Annotated in this window: 15 protein-coding genes; 8 read left to right on the forward strand and 7 right to left on the reverse strand. The window is 39.7% G+C overall.

The window, feature by feature from the left end; translation table 11 throughout:
- The first annotated feature begins 63 nt into the window (after positions 1–63).
- Both ATS72_RS14635 and ATS72_RS14640 read left to right on the forward strand, forming a co-directional pair.
- The gene (locus tag ATS72_RS14635) at positions 64–516 is read left to right on the forward strand and encodes an SRPBCC family protein (protein WP_058428410.1); all 453 of its coding nucleotides are present in this window, start codon (positions 64–66) and stop codon (positions 514–516) included.
- A complete protein-coding gene (locus ATS72_RS14640; RefSeq protein WP_006791828.1) occupies positions 506–1,351 on the forward strand; it encodes a sterol desaturase family protein in 846 nt (281 codons plus the stop codon). The genes ATS72_RS14635 and ATS72_RS14640 overlap by 11 nt, the downstream gene beginning before the upstream one ends.
- 42 nt (positions 1,352–1,393) lie before the next feature.
- On the opposite strand, the gene ATS72_RS14645 is transcribed toward ATS72_RS14640, so the two are convergent.
- From ATS72_RS14645 to ATS72_RS14655, 3 genes are all read right to left on the reverse strand, one after another.
- Entirely contained in the window at positions 1,394–3,583 is a 2,190-nt protein-coding gene (locus ATS72_RS14645; RefSeq protein ID WP_058428411.1) for a fasciclin domain-containing protein, read from the reverse strand.
- Positions 3,584–3,713: 130 nt separating this feature from the next.
- The gene (locus tag ATS72_RS14650) at positions 3,714–4,091 is read right to left on the reverse strand and encodes a hypothetical protein (RefSeq protein ID WP_058428412.1); all 378 of its coding nucleotides are present in this window, start codon (positions 4,089–4,091) and stop codon (positions 3,714–3,716) included.
- On the reverse strand, positions 4,088–4,456 hold the full coding sequence (locus tag ATS72_RS14655; protein ID WP_082650897.1) for a hypothetical protein: 369 nt from the start codon (positions 4,454–4,456) through the stop codon (positions 4,088–4,090). The genes ATS72_RS14650 and ATS72_RS14655 overlap by 4 nt, the downstream gene beginning before the upstream one ends.
- A 195-nt stretch (positions 4,457–4,651) precedes the next feature.
- Here ATS72_RS14655 and ATS72_RS14660 point away from each other — a divergent pair, with 195 nt between their 5' ends.
- Positions 4,652–5,071 carry a VOC family protein gene (locus ATS72_RS14660; RefSeq protein WP_058428413.1) on the forward strand — a complete coding sequence of 140 codons (420 nt, stop codon included), beginning with the start codon at positions 4,652–4,654 and terminating at the stop codon, positions 5,069–5,071.
- A 54-nt stretch (positions 5,072–5,125) separates the two neighbouring features.
- Here ATS72_RS14660 and ATS72_RS14665 read toward each other — a convergent pair whose 3' ends face one another.
- Both ATS72_RS14665 and ATS72_RS14670 read right to left on the reverse strand, forming a co-directional pair.
- The gene (locus ATS72_RS14665; RefSeq protein WP_058428414.1) at positions 5,126–6,751 is read right to left on the reverse strand and encodes a sensor domain-containing diguanylate cyclase; all 1,626 of its coding nucleotides are present in this window, start codon (positions 6,749–6,751) and stop codon (positions 5,126–5,128) included.
- A gap of 50 nt (positions 6,752–6,801) precedes the next feature.
- Entirely contained in the window at positions 6,802–7,686 is an 885-nt protein-coding gene (locus tag ATS72_RS14670) for an AraC family transcriptional regulator (RefSeq protein ID WP_058428415.1), read from the reverse strand.
- A gap of 184 nt (positions 7,687–7,870) precedes the next feature.
- Here ATS72_RS14670 and ATS72_RS14675 point away from each other — a divergent pair, with 184 nt between their 5' ends.
- Positions 7,871–9,016, forward strand: a complete 1,146-nt coding sequence (locus tag ATS72_RS14675; RefSeq protein WP_058428416.1) for an iron-containing alcohol dehydrogenase — start codon at positions 7,871–7,873, stop codon at positions 9,014–9,016.
- A gap of 71 nt (positions 9,017–9,087) precedes the next feature.
- On the opposite strand, the gene ATS72_RS14680 is transcribed toward ATS72_RS14675, so the two are convergent.
- On the reverse strand, positions 9,088–12,189 hold the full coding sequence (locus ATS72_RS14680; RefSeq protein ID WP_058428417.1) for a beta-galactosidase: 3,102 nt from the start codon (positions 12,187–12,189) through the stop codon (positions 9,088–9,090).
- A gap of 112 nt (positions 12,190–12,301) precedes the next feature.
- On the opposite strand from ATS72_RS14680, the gene ATS72_RS14685 reads away from it, so the two are divergent.
- Positions 12,302–13,129 (forward strand): helix-turn-helix transcriptional regulator, encoded by an 828-nt coding sequence (locus ATS72_RS14685; protein WP_058428418.1) that lies wholly within the window; start codon positions 12,302–12,304, stop codon positions 13,127–13,129.
- 5 nt (positions 13,130–13,134) lie between these two features.
- On the opposite strand, the gene ATS72_RS14690 is transcribed toward ATS72_RS14685, so the two are convergent.
- The gene (locus ATS72_RS14690; RefSeq protein WP_058428419.1) at positions 13,135–14,370 is read right to left on the reverse strand and encodes a TMEM143 family protein; all 1,236 of its coding nucleotides are present in this window, start codon (positions 14,368–14,370) and stop codon (positions 13,135–13,137) included.
- 197 nt (positions 14,371–14,567) lie between these two features.
- Between ATS72_RS14690 and ATS72_RS14695 the strand changes: the two genes are divergently transcribed.
- From ATS72_RS14695 to ATS72_RS14705, 3 genes are all read left to right on the forward strand, one after another.
- Positions 14,568–15,152, forward strand: coding sequence for a YqaA family protein (locus ATS72_RS14695; RefSeq protein ID WP_006791843.1), 585 nt, complete (start codon positions 14,568–14,570; stop codon positions 15,150–15,152).
- Positions 15,153–15,222: 70 nt separating this feature from the next.
- The gene (locus ATS72_RS14700; RefSeq protein ID WP_058428420.1) at positions 15,223–16,131 is read left to right on the forward strand and encodes a GGDEF domain-containing protein; all 909 of its coding nucleotides are present in this window, start codon (positions 15,223–15,225) and stop codon (positions 16,129–16,131) included.
- Positions 16,132–16,278: 147 nt separating this feature from the next.
- Positions 16,279–17,640 carry a hypothetical protein gene (locus ATS72_RS14705; protein ID WP_058428421.1) on the forward strand — a complete coding sequence of 454 codons (1,362 nt, stop codon included), beginning with the start codon at positions 16,279–16,281 and terminating at the stop codon, positions 17,638–17,640.
- Positions 17,641–17,730: the final 90 nt, after the last annotated feature.

The following is a 17,730-nucleotide window of genomic DNA, read 5'->3' on the forward strand; positions in this document are numbered from 1 at the left end:
TGAGCAAGTTTGCCACGTTAAATTTTATTATGCTAGAGGCCTTATTCTAAGTATTGGTCACTTATGGTTTCTATAAATTTAAAATGTACTTTATTCGCTCCGCCTGAAAAGGTGGCGGCTATATTGCTGGAACATGCCTATTTAGAGCGCTTTTTTAATGCTCAATTTTCACAATTAAAACCCCATAATAAAGGTGAAATGAAAGGTGGGGCAGGTGCTATAAGGCAAGTTAAAACGCCGCTTGTTACTTTTAATGAACAAATTATACATGCCAGCAGTAATCATATTTGTTATCGCATAATGGGTAATAAGCCGGTGGAGAATCACCAAGGAGACATATATTTAATTGCTATTGAGCATGAAGGTAATACAGCTACAGCGCTTAGGTATTGTATCGCCTTTAGGCCACCATGGTGGATGCCGGATAGTTTAATAAAGTTACTTGTTAAACATGATATATCGCAAGCACTTAAAAAATTACAGCATTATTTTAAGAGGGCACAACATGACCATTGAAGTAATTTTACTTGCACTTAGTCCCATTTTTTTAGTATTTGTTAGTGTTGAATTTATTAAATACAGGCGTTTTTACGATATAAAAGACAGCATGGCGAATACGGCCTTGGCGTTATTGCACCAAGGTGCTGATGCGGTTTCTTTAATATTACTGATGCCATTATTTAATTGGTTATATGAATACCGCGTGTTCGATATAGAGCTCTCGGTATTTACCGTTTTGTTTGCCTTTATATTTCAAGACTTTTTGTATTATTGGTTTCATAGGGCGTCGCATAATATTCATTGGTTATGGGCTGCACATGTTGTGCATCATAGCTCTACAAAAATGAATTTTACAACGGCATTCAGGCAAAGCTTAATGTATCCCTTAGCAGGTATGTGGGTATTTTGGTTACCCATGATTTTAATCGGCTTTGATCCTATAACGGTACTTACAGTTGTTGCGTTAAACTTGGCGTATCAGTTTTTTGTGCATACACAAATAGTTAAAAAACTTGGGTGGTTTGAAAGCGTATTCAATACGCCGTCGCATCATCGTGTTCATCACGCTATAAACCGAGAATACTTGGATAAAAATTTTGCAGGCGTACTTATAATCTGGGATAAGTTGTTTGGTACATTTGTTGAAGAAGACTCTAATAAGCCATGTAAGTATGGCATTGTGGGGCAGTTAAATAGCAATAATCCAGTCACAATTACATTTCATCAATGGTGGCATTTAATTAAACAAACTTATACAGCAAAAGGGTTTAAAGCTAAGCTAAGTATTTTATTTGGTTACCCAACTAGTTCGCAGAAAAACAATGATAATGACGTGAGTTATAAAAGTTAAGAGTGGTTATCCACTCTTAACTTTGTTGTCTCAGGAAAGAAACTATTGTGCAGTAGTAATGACTGTATCAATCAAATGAACCACGCCATTGCTAGTGTATATGTCGGTAGTTGTTACGTTACTACCAGCAACTTGCAATGAAGTTGCAGGTAAGCTTACTTGCCACCAAACATTGCCTACACCTTGGCCATTTTCATCGCCAAGAGCAGTATCGCCTGAGTAGGTGTATAATGGACGACCTAGATATGCAACCTGCATAGTGCTATCTGCACGAGAAATAAGTGATAAACCCGGTATGTTTTCAATAGAGTCCGCTGTGCCCAGCACTGGTGGCCACGTTGTAGCACATGTATCTTCACATACGCTCATTGACTCACCTAAGTCGTTGTCAAAAACGTAAAGCGTTTTACCCGCAGTGCTATCAGCCATGCCTGTTACTAAGCGTGCGTTGTCTGCATCGTATGCAACACTGTCTGTTGCAGCATTGGTGGTACTAGTAAAGTCGACAATGTTTACACTTATCATGTTTTCAGCAAGCGTAGTGATCATTTTACCGTTTGTTGCAAACGCATCTGTACTACCTACTTGAGCACCTAAAACGTGCTGCGTTAATACGCCGGTTAATGCATCAGTATCAGCGAGTAGCGCGTTTAAGGTATCCGATGGGATTTTACTAAATGCGGCGTTTGTTGGAGCAAATACGGTGAACGATTTTGTCGTATCATTAAACGTATCAACTAAGTCAGCAGCTTGTAAGGCTGTCACTAATGTTGAAAGTGCGTCTGTTTCTGTTGCAACAGTAGCAATTGTTTTGGTAGGTGTGCCTACTTCGGCTGGTGGCATAATGACCTTATTGAGTACATGAATTACACCATTATCGGCTGTTACATTTGCCGCAGTGACGGCAGAGTCGTTGATAAACAGTGCGCTGTCTACGTATGATAGGGCGGCCATATCGCCATTTGCCATTTCCACTTTATTATTTTCGCTATTTGCAATGGTGACTGCTGCGTCAGACAAAACGCTTGCATCAGCAACTACATGGTAAAGTAAAATGTCGCGAAGGGTATCAGTGTCTGCAAGTAGTGCATCAATGGTGTCTTGCCCAAGTGCTGCAAAAGCGTCATCGGTGGGAGCAAATACTGTAAATGTATTGCTAGGATCAGCAACTAAAGTGTCTAACCCTGTAGCAGCTAGTGCGGCAATCAGTGTTGTAAAGTTACCATTATCGCTGGCAACATCTGCAATTGTACCAAAGCTTTCAGGTAGTGTTACATCAGCCACAATAACTGAATCGATTACATGAATTACCCCGTTAGTTGTAGCAATGTCTTTAACCACAATATTGGCACCGCCAAACATTAGCATGTCTGTTTCGGCATTAATTGTAATTGGAAGAGCGTTGCCTAACAGCGTTTCTGCAGATTTACCATTTAATGACATAGCAGTTACCGAATCAACCGCGCCAGTCAAAACATGTTGCTTTAAAATGTCGCCAAGTACATCTGGGTTTGCTAAAAGCGTATTGATCATTTTGCTACCAACGGCTTCAAAGGCCGCGTCTGTGGGTGCAAAAACAGTGAACTGTGCTGATTCGTCGCTTAATGCTGCCGTTAAACCCGCAGCGTCTAATGCAGCAAGTAACGTGGTGAATCCACCAGCCTGTTGTGCTGTTTCGACGATATTGGTAGTTGGCGCTGCCTCAGCAGTGGCGATAGGCATAAGTACTGCATCAATTACATGAATGATGCCGTTGTCAGTTGCAATGTCAGTCATGGTTACTGTGCTTGTGTTTATTAACAAGCTATCGCCATTTAACGATAAAGCGACTTTGCCGCCGTTTACAGTGTCAACCGTTGTACCAGCAAGACCAATTGCTGCTTCAGCGTTAACGCTACCTGAAACTACGTGATAAGTAAGTATTGAACTAAGTGTATCTGTATCTGCTAGCAATCCGTTTATTGTGTCTTCGCCAAGTAGCGCAAAGGCATCATCGGTAGGAGCGAAAACAGTAAATTCTTGGCTAGTGTCGGCAAGAGTATCGTCTAAACCTGTTGCCTCTAATGCTGCAACTAAAGTGGTAAAGTTACCCGCGTCTCTTGCTACATCAACAATGGTTGAAGATGATTCGGGCTCAACTTGTACAGGGGTGTTATCGTCATCATCGTCATTACACCCTTGTGCTAGCAACAAGGGAAATGTAATGAGGCATACCTTCAGTAATTTGTTCATGACCTGATCCTTCTGTGTGAGATGTAATTAACAATCTCGTAACGTTACGGGCGTTTTTTTATAATGGATCAGGTTTTTTGGGTGTTTTTTGAACGTTTGCATCTGTGGAGTTTGTTAGGGATTAAACTATTTATCGCTTTTTACTACGTGGCGCCCCAAATAAAATAAATATATGACAAGCACATAAAGATAAAAAAGCACTAATACCCAGCGCTCCGCCATAATTATTAATTTTAGGAACTAAATATTCAAATAAGATCGCAAAAATCATTGCTGCACTGGTTATTGTATATACACCAAAACGCTTTGGCGTACTCATACCAATAAACGTACCACCAAAAAAAATGGCACTATAAAGCTCGGGTTGTAAGTTAAAATAATAAAAAAAATAGTAAGCAATTATAGATAAGCCGGAAGAGGCGCTAACAGGGCTAAAAGGCTTATGTTTGGCAAGTAAAAATGTTAGTAAAGCGCCGCAAAATGCTATGGCAGGGTATTCTATTGTCATAAAAAAGAACCTTTAGCTAGAGCAAATACAGTAACGCTTACAAATGCAATACTTCCTAATTTTCCCCCAAAACCAGAAAATAAATTTAAAGTAAGTACATACAAACATGCGCCTATCAGTGAAATAAACCCCAGTTCCCAGTAGCTGCTAATTAAACTCGACGAGCACATGCCAGCAAAACTCCCTGCATAGATAGCAGCGCTCGGGTGGTTTTTAAATAACTGAGAAAAAGGAATAAATGAGCCCGCAAGCCCTACTGAGGATGCAGCAATAACTGCAGGTATATTAAATACAGAGTGCAATACAAAGCACAGTAAGCAGCCAATAAAAAAAGCGATGAATTTTACGAGGAAGAATTTAAGCATAGGGCGCTTAGTTTAAAGTAACTCGGGAATGTTTAAAAGCAGTGCTTACTATTGCGAGTGAATAGTTAAAAAAATCAAATAAAGCTACCGTAAGGTTTAAATATGCTCAAAAAAAGTGTTTTGTGTAATGTAAATTACAATTTATGTATAATATAGAAAACTTATTAAAGATTAAGAAATAACCAAAGGTAATTTATGTCTAATTGTTTGCATTTGGCAATTCCGGCCGGCGACTTAGAAATAGCTAAAACATTTTATTGTGACGTACTCGGTTGTAAAACCGGTAATAGTGAAGAGGGTCGTTGGGTCGACATCGACTTTTGGGGTAACGAACTTACATTACACCAAAGCGTTGAACGATTACCTACTGTTCGCCATGATGTAGATATGGGGGCGGTTGCGGTTCCTCATTTTGGCATTCACTTATCTGAAGATGAATTTAACAATTTAAAAAAACGTATAGAAGATGCTGGCTTAGAATACCTAGATAAGCCATATCGTCGATTCATTGGCGACGAATTTGAGCAAGAAACATTTTTTATCGAAGATACTAATGGCAATGTGCTCGAAATGAAAACCATGGTTAACCCCGAGGTTTTATTTAAAAAGGTATAACTTTTATAAAAAGCCACTTTTTAGTGGTTTTTTTATGTGAAAAATTTGACGGTTTTATAAATCGACTAATGTAAGCGGTGTTGCTTTTCTTTTTAGCTTTTCATGGTACATAGCAGCATCGCCAGCTTTTAAAAGTTCATCAATGTTTTTAGGTGGATCACTAAATACAGCACTACCAACACTCGCTTTTATGGCTAATTGTTCAGTATTATGATCAATAAAGAGTTTGGCTAATTCAGTTTTTAAAAAATGAACTTTTGGACTTACCTGAGCCTTAGTATAAAAGTGCGCTAGCACTACAAATTCATCACCTCCTAAACGTCCTATGGCATCGTTACTGCGCACAATAGCTTTTAAATGGTGAGCAACTTTACACAGTGCTTGGTCTCCAACGGCGTGGCCGTGAGTGTCATTTATTTGTTTAAAGTCATCTAAATCTATATAAATTAAACAGAGCACACCGCCACTTTTTATATGATGTTCTATTAAATCTGCCGATTTTTTACACCACCCCCTGCGGTTTAAAATACCGCAAAGGTGATCATAATCGGCTTCGGTTTCGGCGCGTTTTTTTGCAATCCTCATCCGACTAATACGCCTTGAAACCGCCACTGCGAGTAAAAATGACTCTACAGCAAAAGCTATTATTAACCCGTAGCGACGCATAAATGGACTTTCGTCTATTAATAATATTCTAAAAATCATACTGACAAATACAAAGCTTAAAGCAATAAACACCAGTGTTGCTTCACGAATGCCTTTGCGTGCTTGCAAAGCGGAAAGCACAAAGACACACCCTACAATACAAAGCGTTACATAGCCTGTAGCTTTACTTAAAAGAGCCCATACTTGAGGGGTTTTAAACAGTATTTGTAAAACGCTAAATAACATGACAACTGCAGCTAAACACTTTAAGGCAGTATCTACTTTTGGCCAGCTTGTTTTGATTTGTAAAAGAGCGCAAATAAACCATGTCGCGCTTAGAACACATAGGCCAATAAATAAAAGGTATATGTTAAATAAACTGCTGCTGTGCTGCGAGGTTAAAAATAAATACAGCTGCCCTTCTTGCATAAGAATAAAGCCACCAATACAAAAAATGTATAAGCTGTAGAGCTTAAATGTATCGTCGTTAAGGCGGCTCCCCATAATTAATACATACAATATAAGCGTTATACACAAGCCGTAAAACAGCCCTAAAATTAGGTTTTGTTGTTGGCTTTTTTGTATAAATACTGGCATTGGTTGCCACTTAAATACCGGGCGAAATTCGACTGGAGAATACAAAGTTAATAGGGCGGTTGTTGCACCTGAGTCGATAAAATAAGCTGGTTTGTTGTATCTAATTGGGTTGTGTATTTCATCGTTTTGACGCCACTCAAAGCGCTCAAGGGTAGAGCGGTTAAAGCTAAGAACACCAGCTTGCTGTAACTGGCAATTTACAGAGTATTGAACTCTGCCAGATTGAATTTTTAGTCTTAAAGGCGTTTGTTTATTTAATGTGTTTACTGAAGTGATTTGTGGACTAATTTGGTTAATTTCACAATGTTGATTTGCAAATGCAGACTTATTAAATAAAAGATTAGAAAAAACAAAAATAACACCTAACAGCAAATACCTTTTTAGTTGCGTTTTAAGAGTGTTAGGTAGGAAAAGTGCATTAAACTTTTTGTAAGCCATAGGCGCAAGATAAAATACTACATAATTTTATATTAGCAGAGCCCACTCATTTAGCTATTTAATTGAGGTACGACCTCGCTTGGCGTTTTATTAAAGTGGCGCTTAAACTCACGGCTAAACTGCGAGGGGCTGGTGTAACCTACCTTCAATGCGGCCTCATTTGCTTTACTACCGTTGTTTGTAATGAGTTCTTTTGCTTTTGCTAAGCGTACTTTTTTTAAGTATTGCAATGGCGATTCAAAGGTCACTTGTTTAAAGGCACGATGAAACGACGACACACTCATATTTACCTCTTCAGCCAAGCCTTCAACCGTAATTTGATCTGCATAGCTTTTATGCATAGTAGAAAGCGTTCGTGCTATTCGGGCGTAGTGCCCATCGTGCATAGCAAGGCCAATTAAGGTATGACCCTGAGGGCCACAAAGTACACGGTATACCAGCTCTTTTATTATGTCTTGCCCAAAAATTTCGGCCTCTAAAGGGTTATTAAGTGCGCTTAATAAACGATGAGTTACTTGCTCCATAGCACCATCTATTTTTGCTGATTGTACACCGCTCATTTGCCCAGAAGTAAACGGGGTATATTCGCCCATTTGGTTTACTAACTTATGCAATGTTACTGGGTTTATATCAATTACTACGCCCATTACCGGTAGGCCATTATCAGTAAAGGCTTCGCACTCAAGGGGGACGGGGACACCCAAAACAAGGTAGTCGCCTGCACCATATTTTATTTGATGATCAGGAAAATGAATAATTTTATGCCCTTGACCAACTAAAATAATACCAGAGTTATAAATGAGTGGCTGACGAGGTGAGCTTTTACTCGCACGATGAAAATAAACACCGGGAATAATCGTTTTCGTTACGCCTTCAAAGTTGAGCAAATCATTTTTTTCGGCGTATTGCTGCAACATGCGGGCTATAGTGGGCATTAAAAAACCTTGTGTCGTACAAATTTTGCGTAAAATAACAATGTTGGCAGTATTAGGCAAGCTTTAGGCATTTATTAGGCTTTTTTAATGTTTGTTTTGCCACTAATATGCACTCATTGAAATTTAGTTTAGTGAGTAACTAAGTACTCTACTTAGTATTTAACCGTCACCTAGGAGCAAAATAATGAAATTTAGCTACGTAAATCCAACACTTATTCAGTTCGGCCAACAGCAAATTGCATCACTAACTGATTTGATCGCAAAAGATCAAAAAGTATTAGTCGTTTACGGCGGTGGTTCTATTAAAAAGAATGGCGTGTACGACCAAGTTGTTGGCGCACTTGAAGGTTTTGATTGGGTAGAGTTCTCAGGCGTTGGTGCAAACCCAACTGTTGAGGTACTAGATCAAGCCGTAAACATTTGTAAAGAACAAGATATCGACTTTGTATTGGGTGTAGGCGGCGGCTCTGTAATTGATGGCGTTAAATATGTTGCAGCGGCTGCATTATACGACGGTGAAGGCTGGGATATATTAACGGGTAAATACAAAATCACAAAAGCTTTACCTCTGGGGGCTGTACTTACGTTACCTGCAACGGGCTCTGAATCAAATCAGAACTCAGTTGTTAGTAAAGAAGCGACACAACAAAAATTACCGTTTGCATCACCTGAAGTACTGCCTAAATTTGCGATTATGGACCCAGATGTAATGAAAACATTACCGCAGCGCCAACTTGTAAACGGGTTAGTTGATGCGTGGGTACATACCTGTGAACAATACTTAACTTTCCCACAAAATGCGTTAGTACAAGAAGGTTATGCAGAGGCACTTTTAAGAACGCTTAAAACACTGGGCGATAACTTTGAAAACCAAGACGATGCATGGCGTGCAAACTTAATGTGGGCTGCAAACCAAGCACTTAATGGTTTAATTGGTTCAGGCGTTTCACAAGATTGGGCAACACACATGATTGGGCACGAGCTTACAGCTGCTTACGGTGTTGACCATGCACGTTCACTTGCTATTGTTCAGCCTTCTTTGCTACGTAACCAGTTTGACGTTAAGAAAGCGAAGCTAGAGCAAATGGGTAAAAACGTATTTGGCTTAGCGCAATCTGATGATTTAGCAGAGCAAACAATTCAATCAATTGAGGCGTTTTACCACAGCTTAGATGTAGCCACTGTGCTAACTGAACATGGCGATGATAAAGCTGCAGCAATTGACAATATTATTGCTAAGCTTGAAGCACACGGCATGCTAGCACTTGGTGAAAACCAAGCAATTACGCTAAAAGAAAGCCGTGAAATTTTAGAGCAAGCAGTTGCTTAAGCACTTATAAGTATTATAAAACTAAAAGCCGCTAACTTTTATGTTCGCGGCTTTTTTTGTACTAAAAATTTTTAGTCTTTAGCAGAAAAGGTAAGTGAATAACTGTACTGTTTTTGCTCTAGTAAATACTCTTTATGGGTACTTGGGCTCCACGAGTCATCGCCACCAACCCCCATATGTTGATGGTCAATATGTACATGTAAGCAATCATCAGCTACTAGCTCATTGGTGTGCTTTGCTTGTGTAAGCATGCTTTGAGAGTATTCACTGGCGGCAAATAAAAATGTACCGGTTACGGTTAAATTATTAACGCTAAGTAATTGGCAATCACTGCGCACGCCGTTATCGGTTGGAAATATATACGGTGTATGCAGCTCATTAAGTTGCGCGCTGTAATGACCTAAACGCGCAGCCGCTTTGCGATCTGGGTAGTTTTCAAATGGGCCTAAACCAAGCCAATTTACTTGTGTATCGCTTTGTTTATTAAGCGTTGTACTTAACCCTATGCGTGGCATAGGTGGCAAAGTATCGTTTAGTTGTACATCAACATTTAAGCTAATTTCACCGGTATTATTAAGTGTATAAAGCCAAGTTGTTTTTGCTTGTACTGCGCCATTAAATTCATAACTAAATACACATTTAATACGTATATCTACTTTTGATTGCACTACTTCAAACGAGCGACATGTACGCTGCCACTGCCCAATACCCGCTCTTAGCCAGCGCGCTTCCCATGCATTAGGATCTAGGTTATCTACTTCGCTTACGCCTATGTCGTTATCAAGCGGGGCGCGGTAAAAATTATCAACCAATGGGCTTTTAATAACTTGGGTTTGATTGTGTAGCCATTGCTCAACAAGGCCTGATTGCCTATTAAACACAAGTTTAAAGGTATCGCCTTCAATACTTATCTGCGTATCGGTTTCACTAATATTTACAGTGCCATGTGCTGAGGCGTTTGCTAAAGCAGGCGAAAATGCATCAGCGCTTAAACTTTGGCAATTTATAAGCTTAAATTGCTCGGTGTTTAATACATGATCGGCACATGCAAAGCTTGAGTCGTTAATTAGTGCTACATCTAAATTAAGGTGATATTGCGCACCTGCTTTAAACACCGTTTTTGTATTAATAGTTAGCGTTTGCGTGCTTTGCGGAGCAATATTAATCACTTGCTCGCCTTGCTCTACACATTTGCCATTTTCTATTAACTGCCAAACCAGTTTTTCGTTATCGGTGTGCCTAAATACATAATCACTAAATACATCAACGGTGAATTGGTTTTGAGTTTGCTCACGCAGCGTAAATTGTAAATGCTGCTGGCTGTATTTAGCTTCAAACAGGCTTGGGTGCGGCGTACGGTCTGGGAATAATAAGCCGTTAATACAAAATTGGCGATCGTTTAGTTCATCACCAAAGTCGCCACCGTAAGCCCAATAATGCTTTCCGTTTTTATCAGTTTTAGATAAACCTTGATCTACCCAGTCCCAAATAAAGCCGCCTTGCAAACGCGGGTATTCTCTAAATGCTTGCCAGTAATCGTCAAAGCTACCTAGGCTGTTACCCATTGCATGGGCGTACTCGCATAAAATAAGTGGACGCGTTTCGCCCGGTAGGCTCAACCACTTTTTAATTGAATATTTAGGTACGGCTTCATCGGCAAGATGCGTATCTACACGGGCGTACATTGGGCAAATAATGTCGGTAGCGGTAGTATTTGCGCCGCCACCTTCATATTGCACTGGGCGCGATGGGTCAAAGCTTTTAGACCAGCCGTACATAGCATCGTGGTTTGCACCGTGCCCGCATTCATTACCCAATGACCAAATAATAATAGAGGCGTGGTTTTTATCGCGCTCAACCATTTGTGTATAACGCGACATAAATGCGCCAGCCCACTGCGGATCGCTTGCAAGCCTACCCATTGGGAACATGCCGTGAGTTTCTATATTGGCTTCGTCTACTACGTATAAACCTAGCTCGTCACACAGCTCGTAAAAACGAGGGTGGTTAGGGTAGTGAGCGGTACGTACAGCATTAAAGTTATTTTGCTTCATCAGCTTAATATCTTCAATCATGTCGGCAGTACTCACCGTGTGGCCGTTTTCTGGGTGATGCTCGTGGCGATTAACACCGCGAATAAGCAGCGGTTTGCCGTTTAAGCAAAGCTGCCCGTTGAGCATTTCTACTTTTCTAAAGCCAATGTTGTAGGCTTCTGCATCTACGGTGTTGCCTTGCTCATCTAATAAGCTTACAACACAGCGATATAGAGTCGGGGTTTCGGCGGTCCACTTTTTAGGGTTTGGTATATCAATTGTTTGAAATACGACATCGCTCCAACCGCCTTTTTCATCAACACGTTTATTGTTAGTGCTTTGTATTTGTGGCTCACACAGTGCCAGTTCACCATCAAAAACCTGTACTGCGACTTTGTAGTTATTTGGCGCATCTATTGCGGTTTTTATATGCAAAGTGGCATCGCGGTAGCAGGCGTCTAAATCTGGGGTTATAAATACATCGCGTATTTGGTGTTGCGGTTTAGTAAGTAAATTAACATCGCGGAATATACCGCTTAGCCACCACATGTCTTGATCTTCTAAGTAACTGCCATCGCTCCAGCGAATAACCATAACCGCAATGCGGTTGGTGCCAGCCACTAACAGTTTGCTTAAATCAAATTCGCTTGGTAAGCGGCTATCCTGCGAGTAGCCCACCCATTGACCGTTACACCAAAGGTGAAACGCCGAGTTTACGCCTTCAAAAATAATATGGTTTCGCTGAGCTAATTGCTCCGCCGTAATAGTAAACTCTGTGCGGTAGCAACCTGTTGGGTTATCGCTTGGTACAAATGGCGGGTTTACGGCAAAGGGATATTTAACGTTGCAGTAAATAGGTTTATCAAAGCCGTGTAATTGCCAGTTAGAAGGCACAGGAATACTTTGCCAGTCGCTGGCGAGTGCCTCACTTAGTAATGACTCATCAACCGCTTCGGGTTTATCAAATAATTTAAAATCCCACTGACCGTTTAAACTTTGTTTTTGTGATTGTGTGTTGCTACGGGCATGGTCAACGCTTTTAAAACCATTAAGTGGGCTGTGTGCTTTTACTTGATTAACTTGCACCGAAATAGGGTTTTCCCAATCGCGACGGTTAATTATGTGCTGTAGTGAGTTCATAAGTGTCCTATTGCATGTGTGGCAATTAAAGTGGCTTAAATATAGCTAAAATAATGCCTTGAGGTTATGCTTAAAGCTCTCTTTTATTTATCCAAAACTATCATTTTAAATTATGCGCAACACCATTGTAGATGTACTTGATATTGGCCCTACTTGTATAGAGCGGTTTATTGACGTAGCGGCTTTAGCACAAGCCTCAGATTTGGAACTAACGCTAGCAGGGTGCTCTAACTTATCTGGGCGATATTGTGTTGCGCGCTCATCGCCTTTGGAGCACACACTGTTTTATACGTTATCAGGTCAAGGAAAGTTGGTTACAGAACATAACCAATATACATTGACAGCGAATACGCTCATTGTGTTACCTGCCAAGCAAGGCTTTGAAGTTAAAATTGATGCTGCGCATTGGGATGTTATTTGGTTAAACCTTGCAAATACTAATCGTTGGAAACACTTAAACTTAGTTGAGGTGCTGGTACTTTATGATCAAAAATTACAGCCGCTGCACTTTGCAATGGAGTTTTTATACAGCGAAAGTAACTCTACTTTACGTGAAGGCGTTATGCCTATTTTAAGTCACTACTTAAACACTACGTTGCAAAGCGAGCCGCAAATAGGCGGGCACAACCGGTTAACTAGTTTGTTTTTAGAGGTAGAAGAGCGCCTGCAGTTTGATTGGACAATAGACGCCATGTGCGAACAAGTACATTACTCAGCACCGCATTTACATAGGTTATGCCAAGCGCAATTTGGTAAAAGTCCTATGCAGCAGCTGATTTATTTACGAATTAAACGGGCCAAAAACTTGTTACTAAATACTCGCTGGCCGGTTGCCCATATTGCCGCTTACGTGGGATACCCTAATATATTTAATTTTTCAAAACGGTTTAAAAAATCAGTGGGTGTATCACCTACTGATTTTAGAAATAAGTCGTTTTAAATATTTTAATTATATTGAAACAGGTTATCCCAGCGCTCATCCAAAATAGTTTTTGCATGATCTAAATTTATTGCGCTATACACATTGTTAGTGCAGGTTACTAAACGCATTCGAGTGAGCTTTTCAAGCGCATCGCTAATTTCAAAGTCGAGTTCGCATTTATACTTTGATTTAAACCATGCCTCTATTTGCTCATCAAGCATTTGTGCGCTTAGGCCACTTTCTGATTTTAGTAAAAATGTATAGGCCAGCAGGGCTTCTTTTATGTCTTCTTCTTCGGCGGCGTCAATAAGGGTATGAAAAACACCGGCGTTGTTATCGAGGTTTTTAAAGTAGAGGTTATCGCTTAGCGCTTTCATAAATTTAATTTTACGGTTTTTAAATTTACTCCATTCTTTAAAAATAAAGCTACCAAATACTCCCATGCCAATAGCAAAGGTAATAAAGTGTTGCTGGGTCATTTCTACGGCTTCACTTCTAAAGCCACCCCAAAAAGCAAACAAAGCAAATAATAATAAAATTGATGCGCCAAGCTTTGTAATTAAAACAACTGCACCGCCAATTAAAGCCGATGAGCCAATAATCACTTTGTCTATAGGGCGCATGCGTACTTCGCTATTAGGAAATAGCATTTCAAGATCGGCTTTGGGTACATTTTGAAATAGCTTAACTATGGTCGAGCTTGGCTCAAACCCTAAAAGCACTTTATTTTTAGCCTCAAAGTAGGCTTTATCTTTAAAACGAATAAACACCGCAACGCGGTCGTAATTGGTAAAGTGCAGCGGCTTTTTACGTAGGCCCCAAAAGCTGGTTATTGTTTCAGTAAGTTGTGATTCGCCACGGCGATAAAAAACAACTTCTTCAAAGTCGTCAAACTCTACCTCAAGACGTACTTTAAATAATGACTCCTCATTTAAAGCATCTTGTAAATCTTCGTTGGTAATGACTTCAAAATTAGCGGCATTTAAAACCTTAGCAAAGTCTTTGGCAAATGCGCGTTGGCACTGCGCTTTTTGATCGCTCGATACAGGCGCTAAAGAGCGTGTATCGCTATTAGGATCAAAGGGCGCATAGTTATTTTTTAGCGACTCAAGCGTTTCGTGATAATCATAATGAATAAGGCTAGCAAGTAGGTCACAAAACTGTTTAAACGAGGTTTTTTGTGTATTACTGTCAAGTTCATTGCTACACATTTCAATAATATCTTGCTTACGAAAGGGGATAAAACGCGCATTTTGCATAAATTTTTAACTGCTTTGGTAGGTATTTAACTGCATTGGCACATAATAAAATATTCTTATAAATATTGCTATTTTGTTAACGCTATTGCTAAGTGATTGTTTATTGCTTTTTAAAGCGTGTTTCAGGTTGTATTAACTTAGCTGTGTCAATATAAGTACGTAAACACAGGGCAATGGGCAATTAGCAGGAGCGACTTATGGCTTTACAAAAAAAGCTAAAACAAAAAACACGTAATTTTATAGAGTCAAAGCATATGCTCAGCGGCATTACGATTGCGTCGTTTTTAGAGTCGACTATTGTTCCCATTCCACTTGAGGCTGTAATGGTGCCACTTATGCAGGCACAGCGAGAAAAGCTGTGGCTGATTGCATTAATGGCAACGCTGGGTTGTGTTGTGGGGGCATTATTTGGCTATGCCCTTGGTTATTATTTATTTGATGCTGTTGGCGATTGGGTGATCAGCGCTTTTTCAAGCCCAGAACAGTTCGAAAATGTTAAACAAAAAATGCACAACCAAGGTTTTTGGTTTGTTATTACTTTAGGAATAGTACCCATCCCATTTCAAATAGCGATGCTCGCTGCGGGCGCTACCAAGTACTCTCTTGGGTTATTTTTATTAGCCAGCGCAATTGCGCGTTCAATTCGTTACTTTGGGCTTGCTATTGTTGTGTATTACGCAGGAAACCAAGCTGAACGTATAATTAGTAAACATAAAGTTAAAGCTATGATTAGTTTAACTATTTTAGTTTTACTGGGGTGGGGTATTAGTACCTTACTTTAAGGCTAAATTTCTATCTTGTGTTATAATTCTTAAAGATGATTTATTAGCTCAAGTGTAATCTATTTATATGATGAATGTTGAAACTGTCAGCCTTAAGTTGACCCGCTTTACTCGTATAACGCGGTTGAACAAATTACTTATGTTTGCGCTGCTAGTGTTTATAGTGGTTTTCACTATTTACAACTTCACCTATTTCCCACTGGTAGGTGCTAAAAAAAGCATGCCTGGTTTTGCTAGTGAGTTCATAAATCTTATTGTCATAATGACGGTTTTTTGGGTTGTGCAGTGTTCTAAATTAGCTAAAAAAGCATACCAGTATGTCACCATTGGATTAATGCTATGGATAGTTGGAATGACCGCCGATGTGCTTGACGAGCTTGTTGTTCAACCACAATGGGTCACGCTGTACATAAAAGACTTATGTATTTCTGTAGGGGTTGTTATTACTGCTTATGGCTTATTTAAAACTATGTTATTTATGCAAAAAATGCACAATAGATTAGCCCAAGAATTTATAGTTGACGATCTTACCCAAGTTTACAATCGCCGATGTTTTTACGAATACGTTGAAAACGAGACAGACGAATCGTATGCAGTAATCATTATCGATATTGATCATTTTAAATCTATTAACGATACCTTCGGCCACGACAAGGGCGACAAGGTGCTTAAAGCTTTTGCTAGTAAAATAGACGCTCTATTTGAAGACGGCAATATTTTTGCGCGTATTGGTGGTGAGGAGTTTGCAGGCTACCTACCAAACTGCACTTTAGAACAAATGCAGGCGTTTGCTGAGTCGGTGTTAGCGAGTGCTCGCACTATTGAGGTTACCGACGAGCTTTATACTAGTGCCAGTATTGGGGTAGCTAAACGTTTTAAAAACGAATCATTTGACAGCGTAATGAAACGCGCAGACCAAGCTTTATACAAAGCTAAAAATAGTGGTCGCAACCGATTCGTAATCGCAACAAAGCCGTAAATAGCGGGTCCTTATTGTTTGCACATTTGCTACACTTTTTTACGTTTTCGTAAGTAAATGTCAGCTTAGGTAATACTTTGTAAAGCGTGAAATTAAATTAAAATGTAAAGGTCGTAGAGGGGATATTAATAATAAGGAATCCCCTTGATGACCAACCCTCTTTTAAAAGTTGCTTTACCTCTTACTTTACTTGGTGTTTTATCTGGCTGTGGCTCTGATGATAGCGCAAGCTCAACAGGTTATATTCAAATGTATAATGGCTCATACAACAGCCCTTATACGCGCTTATTTGTTGAAGAAACAGAACGCTCAGGCGCCGACTTTGCAGAAGTCACCACTCGCCATAATTACAGTACAGGGACTTTTGATGTTAGTTTTGAATATTTAGACGCTAACGATAGCTACATTACTATTAGCGACCAAGAAATTACAATTAAAGGTGATAAAACGCAATTAGTTGTCATGAGTGGTGATTTTGCTGAACCCACTTTTACAGAGTTAACGGTGCCTATTAGTAGCGATACGGGTGAGTTTAATCTTGGCTTTTTTAACATTACGGGTGAAGACACCAGCTACGATATTTATCTTGCAACAGACGATGGCGTATTTGAAAGCGCGACATTGTTTGCATCTGCGCAGTACTTAAGTGAATTAGACTTACAAAGTGTAGATGAAGGATATTACACTATTTTTATTACCCCCGCGGGCAGTAGTGATGTAGTTTACGAGTCGTCATCGGTTTATTTGTATGATGAGGCAAGCTACGTAGCGATTATCCGCCCAAGTTATGCCACAGAGCTAAGCGGCATTACGCTTGATGTAGTAACCGACAATAACTATGTTACTGAACTTAAACACCAATCGGCATTAGGGCAATTACGTTTTATTAATACCCTTGATGACTATTCACCAGTTAGCTTCAGTGTAACGCGTGGTACTACAGAAACCCCAACAAATACGGTATCAAGCGATGCGTATACAGATTACATAGAGCTTTCGCCAAACAGTTACAGCGTGGCGATGTTTGATGAGCAAGGTAACAAACTAGCCGATAACTTTTTAATGACACTTGAACGTGAACAAAGCGCGGTTGGCATTTTTTATAACGATATCGACAATGGCCTACGAATGATGAGTGTAGAAGAACATTTAACACCAAGCAGTTATAGCCATACCGTATCGGTTGTTAACCTTATTGAGAGTTACGCAGGGCAGTCGGTGACCGACATTGATGTGTACTTTACCCTTGATGGAGAAACGGTCGACGACACCAGTAATGTAGTTGATGGCATAGACCGCTACGATCAAGAAGAGCAAGTAGTTGATAACGAAATTTATACAGTTTACGCAGTTTACGAAGATAACGGACAGCAAATTGTACTTATTCAACAAAGTGATATGGATTTTACTCAAGAGGGAAATTACATATTAATTTTAGAGCATGACGAAACCACAGCAACGGGTTATAAAATGTCTTTAGAGCGCACAATTACAGACAGTGTTGAATAATAAAATGAGAGTTAAAAGCCTAAATATAGAGTGTATTTAGGCTTTTTATTGAACAAAATTTAACGGCTTAGTAATAATTAGGTACACTCA

It is taken from the genome of Pseudoalteromonas sp. 13-15 (genome assembly GCF_001468205.2).
In the GTDB taxonomy this organism is placed as follows: Bacteria; Pseudomonadota; Gammaproteobacteria; order Enterobacterales; family Alteromonadaceae; genus Pseudoalteromonas; species Pseudoalteromonas marina.